The following is a 26,478-nucleotide window of genomic DNA, read 5'->3' as shown; positions in this document are numbered from 1 at the left end:
TCACCCCTTGACGCCGCCAGCGGTCAAACCGCCGACGAGGTGTTTCTGAAGCGCGAAGAACAACGCCATGACCGGCGCGGAGACGATGAGCGCGCCCGCGGCGAACTTGCCCCACTCCACCTTGTGCTCGCCGACGAAGCGCTGGAGCGCGACGGGCAGGGTGAAGCGGGACGGGTCGTTGAGCAGCGTGGCGGCGAGGATGAACTCGTTCCACGCCGTCATGAAGGAGAAGAGCGCCGTCACGGCCAGCGCGGGCCGGGCCAGCGGGAGCACCACGCGCACGAACACCTGGAAGGTGGAGGCGCCGTCCATCACCGCCGCTTCCTCCAACTCGCGCGGCAGCGTGTCGAAGTAGCCCTTGAGGTTCCAGATGCAGAAGGGCAGGGCGGTGGTGGCGTAGACGAGGACGAGCCCCGTGAGGCTGTCCAGCAGGTGCAGCTTCTGGAGGATGCTGTAGATGGGCACCATCATCAGCGTCGCCGGGAACATCTGCGTCACCAGCAGCGCCTGCATCCCGCCTTCCTTGCCGGGGAAGCGGAAGCGCGACAGCGCGTAGGCCGCGGACACTGCCAGCGTCAGGCCCACCAGCGTGGTGGCGCCCGCCACGACGATGCTCGCCAGGAGCTGCCGGCCGAACACCCACCGCCCCGCCGCGTCCGTGCCGGAGAGCACCTGCCGGAAGTGCTCCAGCGTGACGGTTTCGGGGAAGGGGTTGGCGGTGAGCGCCAGCCCGTCCGTGGGCGACAGCGCCATCTTCACCACCCAGAGCACCGGGTAGAGCGTGGCCATGCACAGCAGCGTCAGTCCGGCGTGGATGGCGGCCATCTTCATGCGCGAGGGGCGGTTCATCCCATCACCTCCGAGGACGACCGCATCAATCGCCTGGTGAAGGCGGACCAGACCAGCAGCACCACGAAGATGAGGACCGAGTACGCCGCCGCGAAGCCGTACTGCTCGTTGCGCTGGAAGGCCCAACGGTAGGCCTCGGACACCAGGATGTCGGTGCCGCCGCCCGGCTCCCCGCCGGACACCAGGTAGATGATGTTGAACATGTTGAAGGTCCACACGCTGCCCAAGATGACGGCGGGCAGCATGGCGGGCCTCAGCAGCGGCAGGGTGATGCGGCGGAACTGCGTCCACTTGCTCGCGCCGTCCACCTCCGCGGCTTCGTAGAGCTCCTGGGGGATGGACTGGAGCGCGCCCAGCGCCACCACCATCATGAAGGGAAACCCCAGCCAGGTGTTGGTGACCACGTTGGCCGCGAAGGCTGTGGAGAAGCGCGTGAACCAGCTCACCGGCTCCAGGTCCAGGGCGACCAGCAGGCCGTTGATGGCGCCGAACTGCCGGTGGAACATGCCCTTCCACATGAGCGCGGTGATGTAGTTGGGCACGGCCCAGGGGATGATGAGCAGCACCCGGTAGACACCCCGCAGCTTCAGCAGCGGATCCTTCAACAGCAGCGCCAGGAACAGGCCGATGCTGACGTGGAGCACCACGTTGACCACCGCCCACAGTAGCGTCACGGCCAGCGTGAAATAGAAGGAGAGGGGCTCGGTGATGCTGTAGCCGCGGCTGGCCAGGATATCCACGAAGTTGGCCAGGCCCACGAAGGCGTATCCCCCCGCCTCGTGGTGGAACAGCGACAGGCTGAGACCCACCGCGAAGGGGACGAACACCAGCAGCGCCACGCCAGTCGCCGCGGGGGTGATGTACGCCACCGCCTGCGCCACGTCAGGGTACCGCTGCTTGAAAGGCAGCGTCGCCGCCGGGCGCCGCAGGACCCAGACGGAGCCGCCCAGCGCCATGGCGCCCACCAATCCCAGCCAGGGCAGAGGGCTGGCGTCGGGAGGGCGCTCGCGGTGCAGCGCGCGGTAGCGCCGGTCCGCCAGCGCGCCGGCGTCCTGGGGCGCGGTGCCGCCCTGGAGCACCGCGCGCAGCGCCAGCTTCATGGGCTCCCAGACGCGCGCCATCTCCAGCGTGTTGGGCATGGGCGTGGCGTGGCGGGCCGCCTCGCGGAAGGAGGAGATGAGCGTGTCCTCCCGCACCTCCTTCAGCGTGTACGCGGCCACGTCCGCCGGAATCTGCCGGCCCACCATGGCTCGCACGCGAGAGGCCTCGCCCAGGGAGATGAAGCGCGCCAGCGCCTGGGCCTGCTCCGCTCGCTCGGAGCGCGCGGATACGTAGGCCGTCTCCACGCCCAGGAAGGGGCGGATGGGGATGTTCGTGGTGCTCACCGCCGGCAGCCCCACCACGCGGTAGTCCACCTGGGGGGCAATCTCCCCAGCGAACCACGGCCCGCTGATGATCATGGCGGCACGGCCGTCGTTGAAGAGGCTCTTCACCAGCGCGCCCGATGCCTCCTGGGGAATGAAGCGCTGGTCCTGCAGGTCCTTCACAAAGGCCAGGGAACGGGCCATCCCCTGTGTGTCGAAGCTCGCGCGGCCGTTTGCATCGAACAGCTCGCCGCCGAAGCCGAAGAGGAACCCCGCGTGGAAGTAGAAGTCGCCGCTCTCGTAGGCCAGCCCGAAGCGGCCCGCGTCCGCGTCCGACAGCGCGGGCAGCATCGCCAGCAGCGCGTCCGTCGTCTCTGGCGGCTGGGGCACGAGCTTCGTATTGACGTAGAGCGCTAGCGACTTGAGCGACATGGGATAGCCGTACACCTGGCCATCCACCTCCAGCGCCTCCACGGCGTTGGGGAAGTAGTCCTCGCGCGCCAGGCCACTGGCGGGAGCCACCAGGTGCATCGCGTGGAAGTTGAGCAGCCGCTCGTGGTTGAAGATGAAGACGTCCGGGCCCACGCCATGGGGAATGGCGTTGGTCAGCTTGGCAGCGTAGGCGTCGTAGGGCAGGGCGAGCAGCTCCACCTGGACGCCCGTCTTCGAGGTGAAGAGCTCCGTGGCCTGGACGAGCGCCATCTCCTCGCCGCCGCGGTACGCGTGCCACAGCTTCAGCGGCTTCTCCGCCGCAGGCGCCGCGTGCGCGCTCAGCGCCGTGGCGAGCAGCGCCAGGCCGAGCCACCGGCTCACGACGCGATCTCCAGCGCGGCGCGCTGCTCCGGATGGCGCAGCGCCTTCGCGCCGTCCTTGGAGAAGACGTGCAGCGCGTCCGCCACGGGGGCCAGGTGCACCTTGTCACCCACCGAGACGTTCACGCCCTTGTCGAAGCGAGCCGCCACCAGTCCGGCTTCCGTTTTGACGAAGGCGTACCCGTCGAAGCCCAGTCGCTCCACGGCGTCCACGGTGCCGGTGAGGGGCCCCTGGGACTCCACGCGCAAATCCTGGGGACGCAGGCCCAGCAGCACCGTGGCTTCCTCCGCGGTCACGTCCGCCGGACAGGGCAGGGTGAAGCCCTTGCCGGTAAACTGAGCCCCCTCTCGCCGCGCCTCCAGGAAGTTCATGGACGGGGAGCCGAGGAACCCCGCGACGAACTGGTTGGCGGGGCGGTTGTAGAGCTCCAGCGGCGGGCCCACCTGCTGGAGGAGCCCGCCATTGAAGACGGCCACGCGGGTGGCCAGCGTCATGGCCTCCACCTGGTCGTGGGTGACGTAGATCATCGTCGCGCCCAGCCGGCGGTGCAGCCGCGCCAGCTCGCCGCGCATCTGGACCCGGAGCGCGGTGTCCAGGTTGGAGAGGGGCTCGTCGAAGAGGAAGACCTTGGGGCGGCGGACGATGGCTCGCCCCATGGCCACGCGCTGGCGTTGGCCGCCGGACAGGGCCTTGGGCTTGCGCTCCAGGAGCTGGTTCAGCTCCAACATTCCGGCCACCTCCTGCACGCGCGACGCAATCTCCGCGGCGGGGAACTTCCGGAGCGTCAGGCCGAAGGCCAGATTCTCCCGCACCGTCATGTGCGGGTAGAGCGCATAGGATTGGAACACCATCGCCACGTCGCGGTCACGAGGCGGAACGTCGTTCACCCGGGCGCCGCCAATGCGCACCTCGCCCGCGTCCACCTGTTCCAGGCCTGCGATGAGTCGCAGCAAGGTCGTCTTCCCGCAGCCAGACGGGCCGACCATCACCAGGAATTCACCTTCACCCACCTGAAGGTCCACGCCCTTCACGATGAGGTTCTGGCCAAACGACTTCTTGATCCCGCTCAGGGTGACTTCGGACAAGTCGTGCTCGGAGAAATTGATGGGAAGACGGTCGCGCACCTTACCCGGACGCTTCTTGTTTCCTCAAACCTCCTTGGTTGCTTGCGCTGCATCCTCCCGTCGCGTGCGCCAGTGAACGAAGGTCTGTTCCCGATTGGAAACCCGGGCCCTGCCTTGTCAGGCATGGAAGGCGCTTGTTATGGAAACGGAGTTTGATTGCCGGGCCGAGTCATGTCCGGACCTCGAGGTCAGCCTACCTGATGCGCACTCACAGAATGTCCCGCCTCGTGGGCGCGGCGCTGTCCACCGCCCTGTTCATCACTGGCTGTAGCGAGAGCGACTACGTCCGGCTGTACCACAGTGCTGCTCGGGCCCCGAGCTACTCGGTGGACGACATCGAGTCCCTTCGCCAGATCGGCCCCACCTACGTGGACAAGGGCGTGAACTTCGCCCTGTACTCGGAGAACGCCACCCGGCTGGAGCTGCTGCTCTTCGAGGACCCGGAGAGCAACCGCCCGGCACGCGCCTATGAGATGACACGCTATGGCGACGTGTGGAGCGTCTACGTGGAAGGCGTAGGCGTGGGACAGCACTACGGCTTCCGCGCATGGGGGCCCAACTGGGAGTTCGACCCGCGGTGGTTCCCCGGGTCCATCCACGGCTTCAAGGCGGACGCGGACGTCTACGGCAACCGCTTCAATCCGAACAAACTGCTCACGGACCCGTACTCCAAGGCCCTGCACCGCGACCACGACTGGAGCAAGGGCAGCACGGCCAGCGGTCCGGCCCGCACGCAGGTGACTTACGCGGCCTCCGCCAAGAGCGTGCTCGTCAAGAGCGGCGACTACCAGTGGGGCGAGGTGGAGCAGCAGTGGCGCGCCAACCGCCAGGACGAGAACTGGCAGGGGCACGGCTGGCAGGACCTCATCGTCTACGAGGTTCACGCCAAGGGCTTCACGGCGGACCCCGCAAGCGGTGTGCGCTTCCCGGGTACCTACCGCGGCTTCGGTGAGAAGGCGGCCTACCTGGCCGAGCTGGGCATCACCGCGGTGGAGCTGCTGCCCATCCACGAGAAGCCGCTGGACGGTGGCTACTGGGGCTACCAGACCATCAACTTCTTCGCGCCCGAGCTGTCCTATGCGGCCTTCAAGGAGCCGCACCAGGTCATCAACGAGTTCAAGTGGATGGTGGAGCAACTCCACAAGCACGGCATCGAGGTGATTATCGACGTCGTCTACAACCACACCGGCGAGGGTGGCCTCTGGCGCGAGAAGCTGGAGACGGATGACGTCATGCCCGGCGAGCCGCTGGAGTCCCTGGACCCCGCGGAGACGGCTGGCCTCTATTCGTTCCGCGGCATCGACAACCAAGCGTACTACGCGCTCAACCCGGACCGCCGCACGTATTGGAACAACACTGGCGTCGGTAACCAGACGCGCCCCAACCACCGGCCCACGCGCAAGCTCATCATCGACAGCCTGCGCTTCTACGTGGAAGAGCTCCACGTGGATGGTTTCCGCTTCGACCTGGCGCCCATCCTGGGTGAGCGGGACGGCGACTACAACCGCTGGGATGACCCGCGCAACACCGTGCTCCAGGACGTCATCGACGACCCGGTGCTCCAGAAGTACAACACCCGCATCATGGCCGAGCCGTGGAGCGCGGGCGGCTGGTACTGCATGCCGCTGGGCGAGTTCCCCAACGCCAAGACGCAGCCGGGCAATGGCTGGTACGAGTGGAACGGCCGCTTCCGCGACTGGTGGCGCGCGTTCATGAACCAGGATGGTTGGAAGCTCAACTCCAACGAGGGTTCGCTGTGCGGCCGGCCTGGCACCGTGGACGGCGGCTTCCTGATGTACGGCAGCCAGGAGTGGTTCGAGCGCAATGGCCGCCGCCCGTATCACTCCATGAACTTCATCACCGTGCACGACGGCTTCACCATGTACGACCTGTTCGCGTACGACGAGAAGCAGAACCGCTGCGGTCCGCTGAACCCGGTGTGCTGTGACACACCGAACAGTCCCTTCTGCGACAAGGTCAGCGGCGAGGAGCACAACCGTTCCCGCAACTGGGGGCCGATTGGCGACGAGCGCGCGGAGAGCATGCGGCGGCAGATGATTCGCAATGCCTTCATGTCGATGATGATCAGCCACGGCACGCCGATGATCCTGGGCGGCGACGAGTGGATGCGCACGCAGTTGGGGAACAACAACGCCTACTCCACGCTGTCCGACAACCCCTTCAACTGGTACCAGTGGGGTACGTACCTGGCGCGCGACGAACGTCACCGCATGTTCGAGTTCGTGAAGGCTGCCATCCGCCTGCGCAAGGAGCATGCCTATGCCTTCGCTCCGAAGGACTACGGCAAGGGCGCGCCGCTGGCCTGGAAGAGCGCGCAGAACACGGAGGCGGCGTGGGACAGCAAGCAGTTGATGATTCACTATCACGACGCGTCCTACGGGCCGGAGTTGCTGGTGCTCATCAACATGGAGCCCCGCGCGGTGACGTTCACGCTGCCCGAAGGCCGCAAGTGGACGCGGCTCATCGACACGCAGGCGTACTTCGACAGCTCCGCCTATCTCACGACGGCGGGCCTGGATAGCCGGTCCACGGGTAACTCGTGGCTTGATGCACCGTCACCAGTGAACGGTCCGACGTACGGGATGCCGGAAAGAACCATCGTCGTCCTGCGTGCGGAGTAGGCAGGCAAGCAGGTTGCGCTATAAGCGGGGCCCGCCCATGCGAGTCCTGCCTGCGCGCCTCGGCGCCATCCTGTTGACGTTCCTGCCACTCATTGCCCTGGCCGATGCGCCTCGCGATCGCTTCGGGGCCGCGGGTTACTTCCGCATCATGACCCGCCCGGACTTCGCGGGCGGCTCGGGCCAACTGGGCTATTACTGGCTCTACGGTCGGCTCCTCAACGAAAGCCCTTACGGTGAGCTCAACCTCCGTCTGGACGCGTTGCAGGCCACGCCGGGGACCGACGAGGTGTGGGCCGAGGTCCACTCCCGTATCTCTGGCAGGTCGTTTCGTTCGGCGGACCCCGGTAATGGCTCACTGGTGAACTTCAGCGCTGACTACCTCTTCGTCCGCGCCGGCAACATCCTGCTGGACCGGGTGACGTGGCAGCTCGGCACGCTCGAGGACCGCTGGAACGACCTGCACATCTATGACCAGCGTCCCGGCACGCTGCTCTGGGACACGGTGGGCCTGTCCGGCACGTACCAGGGCGACCGCTACGACGTCCTGCTGGCGGTGGGGGACAGCGGCTACACGCTGCGCCCGAACAACTACAACACGGTGCTGACGGGCGCCGCGTCGTTCCGCTACCGGTTGATTCCCGGCCACCTGGAGGTGGGTATCCGCGGCCAGGTGGGCTACGAGCCCGCGGTGCGCGGCAACCGGAACGCGCTCTACGCGTCGCCCGGGACCAGCTACGAGAACTTCGCGCGGCGCGAGGTGGTGCGGCGCTACTTCGAGGCCAACCCGGGCGCGGAGGACCTGGTCCCGGACCTCAAGGCGCGCAGCGCGCTGTCGTACCGGGCCATGGGCTACGTGGGCTTCGGCGGGGTGGGGCCGCTGGTGTGGAGCAACCTGTACCTGACGTTCGAGAAGCGCCATCCGCAGCCCTTCTACACGGAGAACTTCCGGGGCCGGGACTGGACCGTGTACGTCACGGACCAGACCGACGAGCGCTACGACGGCAACCTCGGCAACGAGGCCTACCTGCGCATCATCCCCGACAAGCTGGAGGCGCTCTGGGGCGTGTGGGCTGGCTACTCGTTCAACAAGGACAACAAGATCGCCGCGGGTGAGGACAACCGCGTCATCGCCTCCACGGTGCTCCGCCTCCAGTACTTCCTCACCGACAAGGTTCACCTCCTGGTGGAGAGCAGCGTCGCGCGCGAGAAGAGCCTGAACGGCAATCTCTACCGCAACCATGTGGACTCGGTGTTCACCAGCACCGACGGCATGGCGGACGCGCGCGGCCTGGAGTTCGGTGACAGCGACACGCGCGACACCTGGCAGTTCAAGGCCGGTGTGGTGCTCAACCCCACGGGCCGCAGCATCTACGCGCGCCCCAGTCTGCGGCTGCTGTACGGGCTCCAGCGCTCCACCCAACATGCGGCGTTCGGCAACTCCTTCGTGGACAGCCTGGACCAGTACAACGTTTACGTCGGCCCCGAGCGTCACTGGCACTCGGTGGTCGCGATCGAGGCCGAAGGATGGTTCTGACAAGGCGATGGAGCGTGGTGGTCTCCCTCACAGCGGCGCTGGCCGCGGTGACGCTCGCGGCGTGTCTGCCTCGCGCGGCGCCTCCGCCCCTGGCGCCCAGCGGCACGGTGGTCGCCGTGGCCTACGTGCGGGATGATGCGAGGCGGGCCGGCGTGGTGGCGGACGTCCCGGAAGGACTGAAGCAGCGCATCGCGGAGACCCTGGCCAGGCGCAACCTGCGCGTGGAGGTGGTGCCCTACGCGGACTACGCCGCCTACTTCGCGAAGGTGCGCGACTCGCAGCGCCGCTTCGAGATGCTGAAGGCGCTGACGCCGGAGGCGCCGCTGCACCTGCTGGTGGAGACGCGGGTGTCGTTCTTCAGCCAGGTAGGGGGCCGCTTCTCGTGGGACATCTCGGTGCGGACCACGGGCGCGCGGGCGGACTCCGCCATGGCGCCCACCGTCGTCACCCAGGACTACGGCGCGGCGCTTCAGTTCGACCAGCAGCGCGAGGACGATGCACAGTTGGAGGTGGCCACGCAGATCGCCGGGCAGGCGGGCGCGCTGTTCGACTCCTTCCTTGCCTCGCCCTTCCTGGTGCCGGACACGGACGGTGGTCCGGGCACGGTGCCGGGTCTCGACGCGCCGGCCGGACCGGGCATCGAGCCGGGCACGGGCACGCCGGCCGTGCCCGAGCCCTACCGGGGTTCGTGGGAGCCGCCGGCGGGAGACGCGGTCTACTTCGTGATGGTGGACCGCTTCTCCAATGGAGACCCGAAGAACGACGGTGCAGTGGACCTGGAGGACGCGCAGGCCTTTCACGGCGGAGACCTGCAAGGCGTCATTGACCGACTGGACGGGCTGCAGCAGCTCGGTGTCCGCACGGTGTGGCTTTCACCCGTCTTCCAGATGCGCACCGACAAGTTCCATGGGTACGGCGCCTTCCACGGTTACTGGGTGGAGGACTTCGGCCGGGTGGAGCCGCGCTTCGGAGACGAGGCCCTGCTGAAGACGCTGGCGGCGGAGTTGCGCCGCCGGGACATGCGGCTGGTGCTGGACGTGGTGCTCAACCACGTGGGGCCAGGGACGCGCCTGTCGCGTGAGCGGCCTGACTGGTTCCACGGCCTGGGTCCCATCAAGGACTGGGGCGATTCACGCGAGCTGGTGATGGGAGATGTGCACGGCCTGCCGGACCTCGCCGTGGAGAAGGAAGATGTGTACGCGCACCTGCTGGCGCATTCGCGCCGGTGGGTGGACGTGCTCCAGCCCGCGGGCTTCCGGCTGGACGCGGTGAAGCACATGCCCACCTCCTTCTGGGCTCGCTACAACGACGACTTGCGCCAGCACGCGGGGCCGGACTTCCTGCTGTTGGGGGAGATGCTGGACGGCGACCCGGTGCTGCTGTCGAACACGATGAAGGAAGGCCGCTTCGGGACGATGTTCGACTTCCCGCTGGCCTTCGCGCTGGTGGACGTCTTTTGCAGGGACCGCTCCCCGTCGCACCTGGGCGCCATCCTCTTCAACGACCGGCTATACCCGGCGCCGGGCTCGCTCGTGACGATGGTGGACAACCACGACCTGCCCCGGGTGATGAGCGAGTGCGGTGGTGACGTGGAGCGGGTGAAGCGGGCGCTGGCGGTGCAGCTCACCGCGCGCGGCGTGCCGGCGCTCACCTACGGCACCGAGGAGGGCCTGACGGGCGCGAAGGAGCCGGAGAACCGGGGGGATATGCGCTTCACGAACCACCCGCTGCGGTCGTGGATTGGCGGGTTGCTGGCGTTGCGTCGAGGCAGTGCGGCCCTCCAGCGTGGCGAGACGATGATTCTCGCCGCCCGGGAGGACCTCTTTGCCTACGCCCGCGTCACCGCCGACGAGGTTGTCGTCATCGCCGTGAATACCCGTGACAGCGCCGTGGACGTGCCGCTGCCCGACGGGCTGGCCGGCGCGAAGCTGGAGCCGCTGGCCCTGGCGCCGCCGCTGGCCGCCGGGGGCGCGGGCTTCATGCGCGTGCCCGCCGGCGAGGTGGCCCTGGCGCGGCTGACGCCTCCGGCGGCGGGCGGCTTCGCCACGGCGGCGAAGCTCGCGGGTCTGCGGTGGCGGGGGCTGGGCACGCGGCGCCAGGTGGAGCTGGCCGTGGGGGACCCGTCGGTGCGGTTGGTGGGCAGCGGGCCGGAGATGGGCGGGTGGAAGCCCGAGCGCTCGCTTCGTCCAGGGCCCGAGGGCTTCGCGCTGTCGCTGCCAGTGGGCGCCGTCTTCGAGTACAAGCTCTTGCGCGGCGGCTCCCAGGGCTCTTTTGACTGGGAGGACGGCGCCAATCGTCTGCTGTTCGTGGACGAAGGCACCGGGCCGCTGCGCCAGACGCTGGCGTGGAGCCAGCGCTGACCGCACCTGTTTCATTCGCCCCGCCTGGCGCGGGGCCCACTCCGAGGTTCGAAGTGAACGACCGACTCCTCCGCGCGGCGCGCCGCCAGCCCACAGACACGACGCCGGTATGGCTGATGCGCCAGGCGGGCCGCTACCTGCCCGAGTACCGGGCCATCCGCGGCAACATCGCCTTCCTGGACTTGTGCAAGCACCCGGACCTGGCGGCGGAAGTCACCGTCCAGCCGGTGACGCGCCTGGGTGTGGACGCGGCCATCATCTTCTCGGACATCCTCATCCCCGTGGAGGCCATGGGCATCACCCTGGAGCTGGGGGACAAGGGGCCGCACTTCCCCGACCCCGTGCGCTCCGCGGCGGACATCGACAAGCTGGGCGTGCCGGACCCGGTGGAGGGCACCGGCTTCGTGGCCGAGGCCATCCGCCGCACGCGCAAGGCACTCAATGACTCCGTGCCCGTCATCGGCTTCGCGGGCGCGCCCTTCACCCTGGCCGCGTACATGGTGGAGGGGGGCGGCTCCAAGAGCTACATCCTCATCAAGCGGCTGATGTTCGAGCAGCCCGAGTTGGCGCACCGCCTCTTCGGCAAGCTCACCGACACGCTCATCCCCTACCTGAAGATGCAGGTGGAGGCGGGCGCGAGCATCGTCCAGATTTTCGACTCGTGGGGCGGCGCGCTGTCGCCATGGGACTACGAGCGCTTCTGCATTCCCTACCTCAAGCGCATGGTGTCCGAGCTGAAGGCCACCGGCGTGCCCGTCATCGTGTTCGGCGTGGGCATGTCCTCGCACCTGTCGCTGCTCAAGAGCACCGGCGCGGACGTGGTGGGCCTGGACTGGACGCTGCCCATGGACGAGGGCCGGAAGGTGCTGGGGCCGGACGTGGCGGTGCAGGGCAACCTGGACCCGCTGCACCTGTTCCTCCCCCGCGAGGAGCTGGACGGCCGCGTGAAGGACATCCTCCGCCGCGCGGGCCCCGAAGGGCACATCTTCAACCTGGGCCACGGCATCCTCCCGCCCACGGACCCCGACGCCGCGAAGTTCCTGGTGGAGGCCGTCCACCGCCACGGCGTGGCCCTGCGCCAGGGCACGCTGGGTGCCTAGGGTCGCCTTCCCCCGGGGCGGACAGTCGCCCCGGGGGAGTGTCCACCGATTGATTTTTGAATCAACGGACGATTGACGCGGCGCATCGCCGCTCGTTAGATGCCCACCTCCCGACTTCGCTGGAGGTGTGGCACACATGGCAAGCGAGAAGCGCAACGGCCCCCGAAGGGTGGCCATCGTCCGCGGCCTGCGGACCCCGTTCGTCAAGGCGGGCTCCGTCTTCTCAGGGCTGACGGCGCTGGATTTGGGCCGCCTGGTGGTCCAGGAGTTGGTCCAGAAGACGGACCTGGACCCGAACGTCATCGACCAGGTGGTGTTCGGCCAGGTCATCCCCACGTTGACGGCCCCGTCCATTGCCCGCGAGGTCGTCATCGCGGCGGGGCTGCCGAAGAAGATTGATGCCTTCACGGTGTCGCGCGCGTGCGCCACGTCCATCCAGGCGCTGACGACGGCGGCCAACGCGATTGCCACGGGCGAGGCGGACGTCATCATCGCCGGTGGCACCGAGTCCATGTCGGACGCGCCCATCTTCACCAGCCGGCCGCTGGCCCACGCGCTGGTGGCGGCGTCCAAGGGGCGCTCGCTGCCGGACAAGCTCAAGCCCTTCCAGCGCCTCAAGGCCAAGGATTTGCTGCCGGTGCCCCCGGCCATCGCCGAGTACTCCACCGGCATGACGATGGGGGAGAGCGCGGAGAAGATGGCCAAGGAGAACGGCATCTCCCGCGAGGAGCAGGACCGCATCGCCTTCAACTCGCACCGCAACGCGGCCAAGGCGTGGAAGGACGGTCTGTTCGACAACGAGGTCATGCACGTCGTCGTGCCGCCGAAGTTCGACAAGACGGCGGAGCGCGACAACATCGTCCGTGAAGACTCCAGCATGGAGGCGCTGGGGCAGCTCAAGCCGGCGTTCGACCGCAAGTACGGCACGATTACGGCGGGCAACGCGTCGCCGCTGACGGACGGCGCCGCGGCGCTGCTGCTGATGAGCGAGGAGAAGGCGCGCGCGCTGGGCTACGAGCCGTTGGGCTTCCTCCGCAGCCACGCCTACGCGGCCACGGACCCGGGCGACCAGTTGCTCCAGGGCCCAGCCTACGCGGTGCCCACGGCGCTCAAGCGCGCGGGCATGACGCTGGCGGACATCGACCTGGTGGAGATGCACGAGGCCTTCGCCGCACAGGTGGCCAGCAACATCCAGGCGCTGGCGTCCCAGGCCTTCGCGAAGAAGGCGGGCTGGAGCGCGCCGGTGGGCGAAATCGACCGGGAGCGGCTGAACGTGACGGGTGGCTCCATCGCCATCGGTCATCCCTTTGGGGCCACGGGGGCGCGCATCGTCACCCAGGCCATCAATGAGCTGAAGCGTCGGAACAAGAACACGGCGATGTGCACCGTCTGCGCGGCGGGCGGCCTGGGCGCAGTCGTCATCCTGGAGCGTGCGTGATGGCCACCAAGGCGGAAGAGCTCGAGGTGAAGCAGGGCTTCTCGTACCAGGTGGAGGGCGGCGTCGCCGTCATCACCTTCGACCTGCCGGACTCGCCGGTGAACACGCTGTCGCCGGAGACGGGCGAGGCCTTCCTGCGCGTCATGATGCGCGCGGAGCGCGAGCCCGAGGTGAAGGCCGTCGTCTTCACGTCCGGCAAGAAGGACTCGTTCGTCGCCGGGGCGAAAATCGACTTCCTGCAGACCATCAAGACGGCGGAGGAGGCCACCGCCATCAGCCGCAACGGGCAGGAGGGCTTCGACAAGCTGGCCGACTTCCCCAAGCCCGTCGTCGCGGCCATCCACGGCGCATGTCTGGGAGGCGGCCTGGAGTGGGCGCTGGCGTGTGACTACCGCATCGCCACCGACAGCCCGAAGACGTCGCTGGGGCTGCCGGAGGTGCAGTTGGGCCTGATTCCGGGCGCGGGCGGCACGCAGCGGCTGCCGGCGCTGATTGGCGTGCAGGCGGCGCTGGACCTCATCCTCACCGGCAAGAGCCTCAAGCCCGCGAAGGCGAAGAAGCTGGGCGTGGTGGATGAGGTGGTGCCGACGCCCATCCTCCGCGCCATCGCGGTGCTGCGCGCGAAGGAGCTGGCCGACGGGAAGCTGAAGGTGGACCGCCGTCATGGCCAGGGCTTCAAGGGCGTGGCCGCGAACGGCAAGGCCAAGGGGCTTGCGGGCTTCATCCAGGGCCTGGCCAACAAGGAGCTGTGGGCGGAGGTGGCGCTGGAGGACAACCCGCTGGGCCGCAAGGTCCTCTTCGACCAGGCGCGCAAGCAGCTCCTGAAGAAGACGCGCGGCAAGTTCCCCGCGCCGGAGAAGGCGCTCCAGGTCGTGCGCGTGGGCCTGGAGTCCGGGCACAAGGCGGGCCAGGAGGCGGAAGCGAAGGCCTTTGGCGAGCTGGTGGTGTCGGACGTCTCCAAGAGGCTGGTGGAGATCTTCTTCGCCACCACGGCGCTGAAGAAGGAGAACGGCACCTCCAACCCCGACGCGAAGCCGCGCGAGGTGAAGAAGGTGGCGGTGCTGGGCGGCGGGCTGATGGGCGGCGGCATCGCCTATGTCACCAGCGTGCTCCAGGGCGTGCCCGTGCGCGTGAAGGACAAGGATGACGCGGGCGTGGGCCGGGCCATGAAGCAGGTGCAGTCCATCTTGGACGAGCGTGTGAAGCGGCGCTCGCTCACGCGCCGCGAGGCCACGGCGAAGTCGGCCCTGGTGACGGCGGGCACGGACTACAGCGGCTTCAAGTCCGCGGACCTGGTCATCGAGGCGGTGTTCGAGGACCTCAAGCTCAAGCACCGCATCATCGCGGAGGTGGAGGCCGTCACCGGCGACCAGACCATCTTCGCGTCCAACACCTCCAGCATCCCGATTACGGAGCTGGCCAAGGGCAGCCGCCGGCCGGCGCAAGTCATTGGCATGCATTACTTCAGCCCGGTCCACAAGATGCCGCTGCTGGAGATCATCACCCACGCGGGCACCGCGGACTGGGTGACGGCCACCTGCGTGGAGGTGGGGCGCAAGCAGGGCAAGACGGTCATCGTCGTCAACGACGGGCCGGGCTTCTACACCTCGCGCATCCTCGCCCCGTACATGAACGAGGCGGCTTACCTGCTGGCAGAAGGCGCGGACATCGCGGAGCTGGACAGGGCGCTGGTCGAGTTCGGCTTCCCCGTGGGCCCGATTACCCTCCTGGACGAGGTGGGCATCGACGTGGCGCAGAAGGTGGGCCCCATCATGGAGGCCGCCTTCGGCAAGCGCATGGCGGCGCCCAAGGCCCTGGAGAAGGTGGTGGCCGACGGCCGCCTGGGCCGCAAGACGCAGAAGGGCTTCTACCTGTACGAGGACGGGAAAAAGCAGGAGGTGGACAGCTCCATCTACGCCCTGCTGCCGCACGGCACGGAGCGCCGCTCCTTCGACCGCGCGGAGATGGCGGAGCGCGTGGTGCTGCAGATGGTCAACGAGGCCATCCGCTGCCTGGGCGAGGGCATCCTCCGCAGCGCGCGTGACGGCGACGTGGGCGCCATCTTCGGCCTGGGCTTCCCGCCCTTCCTGGGGGGGCCCTTCCACTACGTGGACAGCCGCGGCCCCGCCGAGGTGCTGCGCAAGCTGGAGCACTACCACGACAAGCTCGGGGAGCGTTTCGCCCCCGCGCCGCACCTGGTGGAGATGGTGAAGGCGGGCAAGACGTTCTACCCGCGCTGAGTCATTCCCGTGCCGGCACCCGGGAGTCCCGCGTATCAGCGGCTCCCGGGCTTGACCGGAGGCCGTCTCTGGCCCGAGCCTCCCGGGCCCCATGGCCCGCTCCGCGTCCCGCACCATCGTCCTCGTCGTCCTGTCGGCCGTCGTGGCCTGTGGCGCCGCCGCCACCGCCGGGGCCTGGCGCTTCTTCCACAAGGACCCCAACAACCCCGTCGTCCGGCTCGACGAGTACTTCACCATGGGCTGGGTGGCCTGGGATTCCAGTTGGTACATGCGGATTGCCCAGGAGGGCTACCAGTTCGCCCCGGGCCAGCAGAGCTCGGTGGCGTTCTTCCCGCTGTACCCGCTGCTCATCCGCGCGGTGGAGTCGCTGGGGCCCAATGTGTACCAGTCCGGCGTGCTCATCACGCTGCTGTGCGGCCCGCTGGCGTTGATGCTCTTCACCGTCTGGGCGCGCAAGCTGACGGACGAGGACACGGCGCTGAAGGCCGGGCTGCTGATGGCCTGCTACCCCTTCACGCTCTACTTCTACGGCGCCATGTATTCGGACGCGCTGTTCGTCCTGCTGGTGGTCGCGGCCTTCCTGCTGCTGGAGCGCGGGCACCTGGGGCCCGCCGTCCTCGTCGCGGCGGTGGCCACCGCGGCCCGGCCCGTGGCCCCCGCGGTGGTGCTGGGCCTGCTGGTGCGCCGCCTGGAGTGGAAGCACGCGCGAGGCGAGAAGTGGAGCGCGGTGGACTTCCTGCCGGTACTGTCGGGCCTGGGCTTCGGCGCGTACATGCTCTTCCTGTGGCACCAGTTCGGTGACCCGGTGGCCTTCGTGAAGGTGCAGGGCTCGCCCGGCTGGGAGCAGATTCCGGGCTGGCACACGTGGCTGAAGGTGAGCTGGTTCGAGCGCGTCGTGCTGGCGCCGCAGGACAAGCGCGAGGCCTTCCGGCTGGCCGCGCACGCCTTCTTCACGCTGCTGGCGCTGGCGCTGGTGTGGCCCACGCGCAAGCTGCTGGGGTGGGGCTACGCCGTCTACGTGCTGGCCATCGTCGGGTTGCCCGCGTGGTCCACCAAGGACTTCATGGGCATGGGGCGCTACCTGCTGTCCGCCTTCCCCGTCTTCCTCACCGCGGCGATGCTCCTGCGCGAGCGGCCCTTGCTGCTGCGCGGGGCGCTGGCGGTGGGCGCCGCGTCGCTGCTCGTCCTCTCGTGGGCCTTCGGCGCGGACTACTACGTCTCATGAGCGACCTCATCGAACAGGCCCTCCTGCGCTACGACGGGCTGCCCGTCGCCGAGCGCTTCCACGTCCACGCGCGGGCCTTCTCCGCGCCGCTGCTGGCCATGGCCGCGCGCACGCCCGTGGGCGCTGTGGCGGACATTGGCTGTGGGCATGGGTTGCTGTCCGCGCTGCTGGCGCTGGAGGACCCGCGCCGCACCGTGCACGGCGTGGACCCGGACTCGCGCAAGGTGGCCTGGGCACGGCGGGCGCTCGCGGGCCAGCCCAACGTGCGCATCGAGGAAGGCACCGTGGAGGAGACACTGGCCGGGGGCGCTTCCGGGCGCTTCGACGCGGCGGTGGTGTGCGACGTGCTGTACCTGCTGCCGGAGCCGAAGTGGCCCGGCTTCCTCTCCACGGTGCGGGACCTGCTGAAGCCCAGCGGGCGGCTGCTGCTCAAGGAGGTGGAGGGTGACGGCTCCTGGAAGCACCGCAAGGCGCTGGCGCAGGAGTGGGTGATGGTGTCGCTGCTGGGCCGCACGAAGGCCAGCGGCGGCATGGCGCTGAAGCCTCGAGCCGAGATGACGCGCTACCTGAAGGACGCGGGCTTCGCGGTGCGAGAGGTGGTGGACCTGGGCCAGGGCTACACCACGCCGCACGTCCTCTACGTGGCGGAGAACAGCGTTCCGTAGCTGTGAAGCTCGATGCCGCGCTCGTGCAGCCGCGCCTTCACGCGCGCGCTGGTGAGGGCGGCCAGCTCCGCCTGCCAGCCGTAGCGCCACGCCGGGTCTTCGGGGACGTGCGGCGTGCCTTCACCCGGGTGACAGCCCAGCTCGAAGTCGCCCGCGGGCAGCGCGTCCACCACCGCGAGCAGGGCGGCCTCGTCCAGCATCCCCGCTTCGAAGACGCCGCCCGCGCTCACCCGGCGCACGCCCTTGGGGGCCCGAGGCGCGGCGCGCGCGAGCACGGCCAGCACCGTGGCCTTCAGCGCGGGGCCCGGCGCCTTCAGCCAGCGAGGGCGAGGCAGGGCGTCCGGCCAGCGCAGGGGCAGCCCCTCGCGCGCGGCCAGGGACTCCACCAGGGGACGTACCCCGGGCAGCAGGTGCAGGTGCTGGTGCCCGTCCAGGTGGTCCACCGTCACGCCCAGGGCGCGGGCCCGCTGAAGCTGAGCGGAGAGCTCGCGCGCCAGCTCGTCCCGGCGAACCTGTCCGGTGAGCCAGGCGCGGGCGAAGTCGGCCCAGCTGCCACGCAGCCGGCCCTCCGGTGCCACCGTGGGCACCTCGTGCGCGGGCGCCGCGGGAGGCAGCCGCGTGGAGAGCGCCAGGTGGAGGCCCACCGCGAGCCGTGCCTCCTTCGCGCGGGCGGCGGCCTCGGGCGCGGTGGGGCCCGTGGCCAGCAGCGTGGCGCTGGTGACGATGCCGTCGCGGTGCGCGCGGAGGATGCCCGCGTCCAGCGAGGCATGGAGCCCCAGGTCGTCCGCGTTCACCACCAGGCGCGTGAGGGGGCGCGTCATGCGGGGCTCAGCCTCGCGCCGTGCGGCCCGGCGGCACCGCGTGGAGCTGCTGCACGGAAGGCGGCAAGCGCACCGGGTGCACTGGCGGCTGCGGCGCGCGCATCTTCGGATAGAGCTTCACCAGCTCCCGCACCATCTTCGTGATGACGGAGGGCGAGGCCAGCGTGGACACGCCGCGCGTGCGTGGGAAGTAGTCCACGCCCATCTGGAACACGCGGAAGCCCTGGCGGATGGCCTTCACCACGAGCTCCGCGTCGATGAACGAGCCCTGGCTGTGCAGCTCCATGGCCTCCAGCACGCGGCGGTGCATCACCTTGAAGCTGAAGTTGACGTCCTTGATCTGGATGTCGAACAGCGACCGGATGAGCATGTTGTAGACGAACGAGTAGATGATGCGCTTGGCGCCCTCGCTCGTGCGGTCGAACCGGAAGGCGCAAATCATGTCCGCCTCCAGGTACGACATCAGGTGCAGCGCCCGCTCCAGCTCGCGCATGTCCCAGGGCAGGTCTACATCGGAGTACACGACGATGTCCTTCGTCGAGGCCGCCAGCCCGGTGCGCATGGCGCCACCCAGCTTCAGATTCACGGGGTGGTGGATGACACGCAGTTGGGGGACCTTCTGGGCCAGCGCCTCACAGACCTCACGGGTGCGGTCCGTGGATGCGTCGTTGACGACGATGATTTCGAAGTCGTCCGTCAGGGCGGGGAGGACCTCCAGCGCCCGGCTGACGGCGCGCTCGACGTAGTCCTCTTCGTTCCAGGCGGGGAAGAACAGGCTGATGCTTGGGTATTGGGCCACGAGGGACCTCGGCGGGCGGACCTGCGAAGTTGGCGGCTCGCTAGCAGAGAATCCGGTTTTTATCCAATTGCAGGGGTCGCATATCGTCGCATGCCTATGATACCGTGAAATCACCATTTTGCGGGGACACTGTGAACTCCAGGCCCTTCACCCTGCTGGTAGTGGACGACTCGCAGTCGACGTTGCCTCGGTTGGCCCGTGCGCTGGGCCCGGAGGATTTCGCCCTCCGAATCACCGCCCACGGCCCGGAGGTGCCGAGGTTGGCGCGGGAGGTATCGCTGGTGGTGCTCTGCCCGGGCGAGGACACCCAGGCCAGCGTGGGGTTGCTCGAACGCCTGATACCCGAGGAAGGCCCGGTGGGGCCCCCCGTGGTGCTCGTGGCCCCACCCGAACCCAGGGCATTCTGGCTGGAGGCCCTGCGCCGCGGCGCTGAGGTCGTCTTGGACCCATGGACGCCGGATGAACTGGTGGCCCGGGTGCATCGCGCCCTGGCCGCGCAGGCCCGGATGGCGTCGCTCGCCGCCCAGGTGAGCGAGCTGCAGCGGCTGTCGTCGACGGACGGCCTCACGGGCCTCCACAACCACCGGCATTTCCAGGAGCGGCTGAGGGAGGAGTTCCGCCGTGCCCAGCGTTATGACGACTCCCTGTCGCTCATCCTGCTGGACTTGGATTACTTCAAGGAAATCAACGACAAGTACGGCCACTCCGCGGGCGACGGCGTGCTGCGCGAGGTGGCCGCCGCGCTCACCCGGGGCGTGCGCGAGACGGACCTGGTGGCCCGCTATGGCGGCGAGGAGTTCGCGGTGCTGCTGCCCCGCACCCACCTCACCGGGGCGCTCACCGTCGCCGAGCGCGTCCGCCGCGAGCTGCGCGCCCTGCGGCTGGAGGTGTCGGACAGCCTGCAAGTCACCGCGTCATTGGGGGTTTCCAGCTTCCCCCACCGCACCGTCCTCACCCCGGAGCAGCTGCTCCTGACGGCCGACGAGGCCCTCTACCAGGCCAAACGGGACGGCAGGGATCGCATCTGCCTACATCCCCAGCTCCCGGTCGGTCCGCTCGGAACCTAGCCCGGGTCAAAGACCCGGGGTCTATGTTGACCCATTTGGTGGGGATGGGTCTAATTGGACCTGGCGTTTTTTCGCGCCATGGAAATGTCAAGGCCCGTGATTCCAGACTGTTGGGCAGGGAGTTTCTGCTGGCAGGGCCATTGCATTTGTCTAGGGGCGGAAACAATTCATGGGTTCTCAAGCCGCATATGTCCACGGTCAGCAGGCCGAATCGCCACGCGGGCGGCTGCTCCTGGTGGATGACGAGGAGAACATCCTCAAGTCCATCCGCCGGGTGCTGCGCCGCGGCGATTGGGACATCGAGACGGCGACGGACGCCGAGCAGGGCCTGCGGGCGGTGGAGGCCTTCCACCCCGAGGTGGTCATCTCCGATTTCCGCATGCCGGGGATGAATGGCGTCGATTTCCTTACCCGGGTGAAGCAGCAGGAGCCGCGGGCCCAGCGCATCATGCTGACGGGCCAGGCGGACCAGCAGGCCATCGAAGAGGCCATCAACCGGTCGGAGATCTTCCGCTTCATCTCCAAGCCCTGGAACGACAGCCACCTGGTGTTGACGGTGAAGAGCGCCTTCGAGCAGTACGCGCTTCAGGCGGAGAACGAGCGGCTCTACACGGTGACGCAGGCGCAGAACGCGGAGCTGAAGCTGCTCAACGCGGACCTGGAGGAGCGCGTCGCCCAGCGCACGCGCATGCTGAGCCAGGCCAAGCGCGAGTGGGAGCTGTCCTTCGACTGCATGGAGACGCCGCTGTGCGTGGTGCGCGCGCGGGACTTCGCGGTGCGGCGGGCGAACCTGGCGTACGCGGACGTGGCGGGGCGCTCCATCGAGGAGATTCCCTCCGACACCACGTGCTACCGCTACCTCTTCGGCCGCAACGAGCCGTGCACGGGCTGCCCGCTGCCGGCGGCGGTGGAGAGCGGCAAGGGCGCGCGCGGTGAGGTCCGTCAGGGCGGGCGCACCTTCGTGGTGGCCGCCTACCCCATTGCGGGGGATGAGCGCGTCGTCTGCACCTACCGGGACGTCACCGAGGAGCAGTCGATGACGCGGCGGCTCATCGAGACGGAGAAGATGGCCGCGGTGGGCCAGCTCGCCGGCGGGGTGGCGCACGAAATCAACAATCCGCTGGGCGGCATCCTCGCCTTCGCGCAGTTGATGTCGCGCGACGCGGGCCGCAGCGACGCGGACCTGGAGTCGCTGGGCCTCATCGAGGAGAGCGCGCTGCGCTGCAAGCGCATCGTGGAGAGCCTCCTCAAGTTCAGCCGCCACAGCCGCGTGGAGGACCGGCGGCCCTTCGACTTGTCCAAGTGCGTGGAGGACGCGGCGGTGCTGTTCCGCGCGCAGCTCAAGTCCATGCCCACGGTGGAGCTGACGCTGGGGCTCGCGGACGGCCTGCCCAAGGTGTACGGCGACCCCGGTCAGCTCGCGCAGGTGGTGCTCAACCTGTTGCAGAACGGTCTCCAGTCGCTGCCCACGCGTGAGGGCAAGCTGAAGCTGGTGACGGGTCGCGAAGGCGACCGCTGCTTCTTCGCGGTGACGGACACCGGCACGGGTATCGAGGAGAAGCACCTGCCTCGCATCTTCGAGCCGTCGTTCACCACCAAGGCCCCGGGTGAAGGCACCGGCCTGGGGCTCTCCATTGCCTACCGCATCGTCCAGGACCACGGGGGCAGCTTCCACGTGGACACCGAGGTCGGAGAAGGCTCCTGCTTCACCGTTTTTCTGCCCATCCCCCTGCAGCTCGAGAGGTTGCCGTGAACCAAGTCAAGCGCGCCAAAGTCCTCGTCGTGGATGACGACTCCGTCGTCCTCAAGGCCGTGACGCAGATTCTCCAGCGCGAGGGCCACCCGGTGGTGGCCATTGACGACGCGGTGGAGGGCCTGGCGGCCGCGAAGGATCCGACCATCGACGTGGTCGTCCTCGACATCAAGATGCCCAACCTGTCCGGCATGGACCTGCTGCGCGGCATCAAGGCCGACCGCCCGGACGTGGAGGTCATCATGATGACGGCCTTCGCCACCGTGGAGACGGCGGTGGAGGCGGTGAAGGCGGGGGCGTACGACTACCTCACCAAGCCCTTCGAGAACATCGACGAGGTCAGCCTCACGGTGGCCAAGGCGGCCGAGCGCAAGGCGCTCAAGGACCGCACCCGCGCGCTGGAGGAGGCCCTCACGGTCCGCAGCCAGTTCGAGGACCTCATCGGCCAGTCCACGCAGATGCGCTCCGTCTTCAAGCTGGTGGAGACGGTGAGCCACTCCACCGCCACGGTGCTCATCCAGGGGGAGAGCGGCACCGGCAAGGAGCTGGTGGCCCGCGCCATCCACTACCGCAGCGCGCGCAAGGACAAGCCCTTCGTGGCGGTCAACTGTTCGGCGCTGACGGAGACGCTGCTGGAGAGCGAGCTCTTCGGCCACGTGAAGGGCAGCTTCACCGGCGCCACCGGCAACAAGAAGGGCCTCTTCGAGGCGGCTGACGGCGGCACCATCTTCCTGGACGAAATTGGCGACGTGCCCCCGGCCACCCAGGTCCGCCTGCTGCGCGTGCTCCAGGAAGGGGAAGTCAAACGCGTGGGCGCCAACGAGCCGGTGAAGGTGGACGTGCGCGTCATCGCCGCCACCCACGTGGACCTGTCCCGCGCCAAGGAGCAGGGCAAGTTCCGCGAGGACCTCTTCTACCGCCTCAACGTCATCACCATCGACCTGCCGCCCCTGCGTGACCGGCCCGAGGACGTGCCCCTGCTGGCGCACCACTTCCTCAAGCTCTACGCCTCCAAGGCGGACAAGAAGGTGACGGGCATCTCCCCGCGCGCCATGGAAGCCCTCACCTGCAACCGGTGGACGGGCAACGTGCGTGAGCTGGAGAACGTCATCGAGCGCGCGGTGGTGCTGACGGGCAACGAGGTCATCGACGTGGAGGACCTGCCGCCGGGCTTCCAGTCCGCGCCGCAGCCGGACTCCACGGTGGAGGTGTTCAGCCTGGCACACCTGCCGTACGCCCAGGCCAAGCGCCTGGCGATGCGTGCCTTCGAGCGCCGCTACCTGTCCGCCCTGCTGGAGAAGAACAACCAGAACGTCTCCAGCGCCGCGCGCGCGGCGGGCGTGGACCGCTCCAACTTCCGTCGTCTGCTCAAGCAGTACGAGGTGGCCGGCCGGTCCATGAAGCCCCGCGTGGTCTCCCAGGACGACGGCGAGGCGCTGGAAGCCGCGTCCTGACGTGTGTCGGCCGGCGGGCACCCGGGCATTTCCCATGCGCGCCCGGGGCCCTCCTGGACTACAAGGCGGGGTTGCGTGCAGACCCTGGCAATCGTCGCGAAGAGGGACAAGCCCGAGGCGGTAGCGCTCGCGGCTCAAATCCGTGAGCGGTACCCCCACCTGTCGGTGCTGGCGGACCGCACGCTGGCCCATGAGCTGGGCTGGCCGCGGGTGGATGACCGGGAGCTGGTGACCCGGGCGGACCTGATGGTGGTGCTGGGCGGTGACGGCACGCTCATCTACGCGGCGCGCCTGCTCGGCGGCCGCGGGGTTCCGATTCTGGGCGTCAACCTGGGCAGCCTGGGCTTCATGACGGAAGTCCCGGTGGAAGAGCTGTACCCCATGCTGGAGCAGGTGCTCGCGGGGCGCTTCCAGGTGGACTCCCGGATGAAGCTCTCCTGCCGCCTGCTGCGCGGGGGCAGGGTGCTCATCGAGGACGAGGTCCTCAACGACGTGGTCATCAACAAGGGCGCGCTGGCGCGCATCGCCGACCACGAGACGTCCATCGACGGGGTGCCCATCACCACCTACAAGTCGGACGGCGTCATCCTGGCTACGCCCACCGGCTCCACGGCGTACTCGCTGTCGGCGGGTGGGCCCATCGTCCACCCGTCGGTGGACTGCACGGTGCTGTCGCCCATCTGTTCGCACGCCCTCACGCAGCGCTCCATCGTCGTGCCGGCGGACCGGACCATCCGGGTGACGCTGCGCAGTGAGACGGCGGACACGTACCTGACCATCGACGGGCAGACGGGCCACGGGCTCCAGGGCGGGGACTGCATCGAGGTGGTGCGCTCGCACAACCGGGTGAACCTGGTGCGCAACCCGAAGGTGGCCTACTTCTCCATCCTCCGGCAGAAGCTCCACTGGGGCGAGCGCTGAAGGGCGCCGCGCGCCGTGTTCCTCTTCCTGTCGAAGGTGCTCGACCTGTTGCTGGCGCCGCTCTCCTGGGCGCTGCTGCTGTGGCTGGTGGCCTGGGGGCTGCGGCGGCGACGTGAGCGGCTGTCGCGGGTGCTGAGTGTGCTGGGCGGGGTGGTGCTGTACGCCTTCTCCATCGAGCCGGTGGCCATGGGCCTGATGCGGGCGGCGGAGGCGGGGGCGGTGCGGTCCTTCCAGCCGGGGGCCACGTATGACGCCGTCATCGTCCTGGGGGGCGCGTTGGATCCGGCCGCCACGGAGCGCACCGGCGTGCCGGAGTACAACGCGGCGGCGGAGCGGGTGCTGCGGGGCTTCGAGCTGCTGCACGAGGGCCGGGCTCGGCGGGTGCTCCTCTCCGGCGGTTCGCTGGACCCGAGGCCCGAGGCGGTGGTGGAGGCGGACGTGCTGCTCCGGCAGCTCCAGCAGTGGGGGATTCCGCGGGAGCGCATCGTCACGGAAGGGCGCAGCCGGAATACACGGGAGAACGCGGTGGAGTCCGCGCGCATCATCCAGGAGCGAGGGTGGAAGTCCCTGCTGCTGGTGACGAGCGCCGCGCACATGCCGCGCGCCGCGGGTTGCTTCGCGGCGGTGGGGCTGCGTCCGGACCTGTTGCCGGTGGACTCGCGGGCGTCGAACACGCCGCTGCGGCGCATGAGCTGGTTGCCGAGGTCTGGGGCCCTCAACCTGAGCACCGACGCCCTGCGCGAGCTGGCGGGGCGTGCGGTGTATCGCGTGCGAGGCTGGACGGCGCCTTGAGCGCCGCGCCCCGTCCTACTTCAGCGGCGCGGGCGGCTGACGCGCGTCGGGAGCCAGGGCGCCAGTGCCGAGCCGGGAGATACGGCCATCCGCCTGGGCATGCGGCGACGGCGTGCCGGTGCGGAACGCCTCCGCCAGCACGTCCAGGGGCGAGTTACCCGTCACCCTGGCCGGCGTGGACGGCTGGTTCCGCAGCATGTCGTAGCCGTCCTTGCCGCTGGCGAGGAAGCTCAGCGTCGCCAGCCGGTACGTGGCCGCCTTGTCCAACGGCCTGCCGCCCACCTTCACGCCCAGCACCCGCTGTCCGGCGGGCCGGTCCGAATCGAAGGTGAACTCCAGCCCGGACACCTGCGGAAAGCGGCCCGGCCGTGAGTCCTCGCGGCTGAGGCTGACGCCGTTCTCCAGCGCCGCGCGCAGCGTGTCCCCCTTCACCTCCAGCACCACCAGCTCATCCGCGTACGGCAGGATGGCGTGCAAATCCCGCCGGGTGACACCACCCGCGGGCAGCACCGCGTCCGCGCGCAGCGCCCCGGCGTTGACCAGCGCCACGTCCGCCCTGGCCGCCGCGCGGAACGCATCCGCGACGAACGAGCCCAGGTTCGTCTCCTGGGTGCGCACCATCGCGGCCCGCGCTTCCAGGGGCACGGGGGAGCGGCCTACGTGCTCGGACAGCTGGTTGAACAGCGCGGCATAGGGCTGCATGGCCGCGTTGAAGGCCGCGTCCTCCGGCACCTGCCGCGTCACCGGCAGCGTCTGCCACGTCACCTGGCGCACCGTGGCCGTCGCCGCGTCCACGTCCAGCGTGAGCCGGCCCAGGTCCACCGCGTCCGCCGCCACCTTGAAGATGGGCGTGCCCGTGCTGCGGTCCTCCAGCGCCTCGTGGTCATGTCCCCCGAGCACCGCGTCCACCTTGACGCAGCGGGTGAGCGCCCGGTCCTGGTCCGCCGTCAGGTGGGTGAGGGCCACCACCACCTGGGCGCCGGCCTCGCGCAGCTTCGCCACCTCGCCCCGGGCCGCCTCGCAGACGTCCCCGAAGAGCGTGTCCTTGCCGGCCTTCGTGGTGGCCTTCGTCTCCTGGAGCACCACGCCGAAGAGGCCCAGCTTGATGCCGCCCAACTCCCGCACCGCGGAGGCCTGGACCCCCGCGAAGAGGCCCCCGGACTTCGTGTCCCGCACGTTGGCCCCGAGCCACGTGAAGCGGGAATCGCGGATGCGCTCACGCAGGACATCGTCGCCGAAGTCGAACTCGTGGTTGCCCAGCACCGCATAGTCCAGGCCGAACGCATTCCACGCGTCCACCATGTGCCGGCCCTTGAGCGCCTTGCCGTCCACCTCCACCAGCGACTCCACGGACGGAGACAGCGTGTCGCCCCCCATCAGCGTCAGGACGTGGGGGCTCTCGCGAAGCACCTGCTTGCGCAGCGTGGCGGCGCGGGCCATGCCCCCCCTTCCTTCCTCGACGGCCTGGACCTGGTAGACGTCCGCTAGGTGAAGGAGCGTCAGGCGCACCGTTCCGG

19 protein-coding genes are annotated in these 26,478 nt (G+C 69.0%); 13 read left to right on the top strand and 6 right to left on the bottom strand.

Features of this window, described 5'->3' with window-relative positions; genetic code table 11:
* Genes FMQ63_RS29895 through FMQ63_RS29885 form a run of 3 tightly spaced genes read right to left on the bottom strand, consistent with a single transcriptional unit; the run spans position 1 to position 4,111 of the window.
* Entirely contained in the window at positions 1–849 is an 849-nt protein-coding gene (locus tag FMQ63_RS29895) for a sugar ABC transporter permease (RefSeq protein WP_011555344.1), read from the bottom strand.
* Entirely contained in the window at positions 846–3,026 is a 2,181-nt protein-coding gene (locus FMQ63_RS29890; protein WP_011555343.1) for an extracellular solute-binding protein, read from the bottom strand. The genes FMQ63_RS29895 and FMQ63_RS29890 overlap by 4 nt, the downstream gene beginning before the upstream one ends.
* Positions 3,023–4,111 carry an ABC transporter ATP-binding protein gene (locus tag FMQ63_RS29885; protein WP_011555342.1) on the bottom strand — a complete coding sequence of 363 codons (1,089 nt, stop codon included), beginning with the start codon at positions 4,109–4,111 and terminating at the stop codon, positions 3,023–3,025. Before FMQ63_RS29885 ends, FMQ63_RS29890 begins: the two co-directional genes overlap by 4 nt.
* Positions 4,112–4,365: 254 nt before the next feature.
* Between FMQ63_RS29885 and FMQ63_RS29880 the strand changes: the two genes are divergently transcribed.
* The 8 genes from FMQ63_RS29880 (at position 4,366) to FMQ63_RS29845 (ending at position 17,354) form a co-directional block, all read left to right on the top strand.
* Positions 4,366–6,792: a glycogen-debranching protein gene (locus tag FMQ63_RS29880; RefSeq protein WP_225909428.1), complete on the top strand. Its 2,427-nt coding sequence runs from the start codon at positions 4,366–4,368 to the stop codon at positions 6,790–6,792.
* 37 nt (positions 6,793–6,829) lie between these two features.
* Positions 6,830–8,326 (top strand): hypothetical protein, encoded by a 1,497-nt coding sequence (locus FMQ63_RS29875; RefSeq protein WP_216608941.1) that lies wholly within the window; start codon positions 6,830–6,832, stop codon positions 8,324–8,326.
* Positions 8,327–8,340: 14 nt separating this feature from the next.
* Positions 8,341–10,686 (top strand): alpha-amylase family glycosyl hydrolase, encoded by a 2,346-nt coding sequence (locus tag FMQ63_RS29870; RefSeq protein WP_225909427.1) that lies wholly within the window; start codon positions 8,341–8,343, stop codon positions 10,684–10,686.
* A gap of 53 nt (positions 10,687–10,739) precedes the next feature.
* Positions 10,740–11,786, top strand: coding sequence for a uroporphyrinogen decarboxylase (gene hemE / locus FMQ63_RS29865; RefSeq protein WP_011555338.1), 1,047 nt, complete (start codon positions 10,740–10,742; stop codon positions 11,784–11,786).
* A gap of 136 nt (positions 11,787–11,922) precedes the next feature.
* Positions 11,923–13,224: an acetyl-CoA C-acyltransferase FadI gene (fadI, locus tag FMQ63_RS29860; protein ID WP_011555337.1), complete on the top strand. Its 1,302-nt coding sequence runs from the start codon at positions 11,923–11,925 to the stop codon at positions 13,222–13,224.
* The gene (gene fadJ / locus FMQ63_RS29855) at positions 13,224–15,464 is read left to right on the top strand and encodes a fatty acid oxidation complex subunit alpha FadJ (protein WP_011555336.1); all 2,241 of its coding nucleotides are present in this window, start codon (positions 13,224–13,226) and stop codon (positions 15,462–15,464) included. Before fadI ends, fadJ begins: the two co-directional genes overlap by 1 nt.
* A 91-nt stretch (positions 15,465–15,555) precedes the next feature.
* Positions 15,556–16,689 (top strand): mannosyltransferase family protein, encoded by a 1,134-nt coding sequence (locus FMQ63_RS29850; RefSeq protein ID WP_011555335.1) that lies wholly within the window; start codon positions 15,556–15,558, stop codon positions 16,687–16,689.
* Positions 16,686–17,354, top strand: coding sequence for a class I SAM-dependent methyltransferase (locus FMQ63_RS29845; protein WP_011555334.1), 669 nt, complete (start codon positions 16,686–16,688; stop codon positions 17,352–17,354). The genes FMQ63_RS29850 and FMQ63_RS29845 overlap by 4 nt, the downstream gene beginning before the upstream one ends.
* Here the strand turns inward: FMQ63_RS29845 and FMQ63_RS29840 are convergent.
* Positions 17,327–18,175, bottom strand: coding sequence for a ChbG/HpnK family deacetylase (locus FMQ63_RS29840; RefSeq protein WP_011555333.1), 849 nt, complete (start codon positions 18,173–18,175; stop codon positions 17,327–17,329). The two genes, FMQ63_RS29845 and FMQ63_RS29840, sit on opposite strands and share 28 nt — an antisense overlap.
* A gap of 7 nt (positions 18,176–18,182) precedes the next feature.
* Complete coding sequence (locus FMQ63_RS29835) at positions 18,183–18,974, bottom strand: glycosyltransferase family 2 protein (protein ID WP_011555332.1); 792 nt, start codon at positions 18,972–18,974, stop codon at positions 18,183–18,185.
* Positions 18,975–19,078: 104 nt separating this feature from the next.
* On the opposite strand from FMQ63_RS29835, the gene FMQ63_RS29830 reads away from it, so the two are divergent.
* From FMQ63_RS29830 to FMQ63_RS29810, 5 genes are all read left to right on the top strand, one after another.
* On the top strand, positions 19,079–20,041 hold the full coding sequence (locus FMQ63_RS29830; RefSeq protein WP_011555331.1) for a diguanylate cyclase: 963 nt from the start codon (positions 19,079–19,081) through the stop codon (positions 20,039–20,041).
* A gap of 169 nt (positions 20,042–20,210) precedes the next feature.
* The gene (locus tag FMQ63_RS29825; protein ID WP_011555330.1) at positions 20,211–21,794 is read left to right on the top strand and encodes an ATP-binding protein; all 1,584 of its coding nucleotides are present in this window, start codon (positions 20,211–20,213) and stop codon (positions 21,792–21,794) included.
* Positions 21,791–23,248 carry a sigma-54 dependent transcriptional regulator gene (locus FMQ63_RS29820; protein WP_011555329.1) on the top strand — a complete coding sequence of 486 codons (1,458 nt, stop codon included), beginning with the start codon at positions 21,791–21,793 and terminating at the stop codon, positions 23,246–23,248. Before FMQ63_RS29825 ends, FMQ63_RS29820 begins: the two co-directional genes overlap by 4 nt.
* A gap of 75 nt (positions 23,249–23,323) precedes the next feature.
* Entirely contained in the window at positions 23,324–24,169 is an 846-nt protein-coding gene (locus FMQ63_RS29815) for an NAD(+)/NADH kinase (protein ID WP_026113757.1), read from the top strand.
* A gap of 15 nt (positions 24,170–24,184) precedes the next feature.
* Entirely contained in the window at positions 24,185–24,961 is a 777-nt protein-coding gene (locus FMQ63_RS29810; RefSeq protein ID WP_011555327.1) for a YdcF family protein, read from the top strand.
* 15 nt (positions 24,962–24,976) lie between these two features.
* On the opposite strand, the gene FMQ63_RS29805 is transcribed toward FMQ63_RS29810, so the two are convergent.
* A partial coding sequence (locus FMQ63_RS29805) for a bifunctional UDP-sugar hydrolase/5'-nucleotidase (RefSeq protein WP_141276812.1) occupies positions 24,977–26,478 on the bottom strand: 1,502 nt, incomplete at its 5' end.

Origin of the sequence: Myxococcus sp. CA005, assembly GCF_006518205.1 — a bacterium.
Taxonomy (GTDB): Bacteria; Myxococcota; Myxococcia; order Myxococcales; family Myxococcaceae; genus Myxococcus; species Myxococcus xanthus.
Note: the sequence above shows the minus strand (reverse complement) of the source record. Positions and strands in the feature narration are given on the sequence as shown.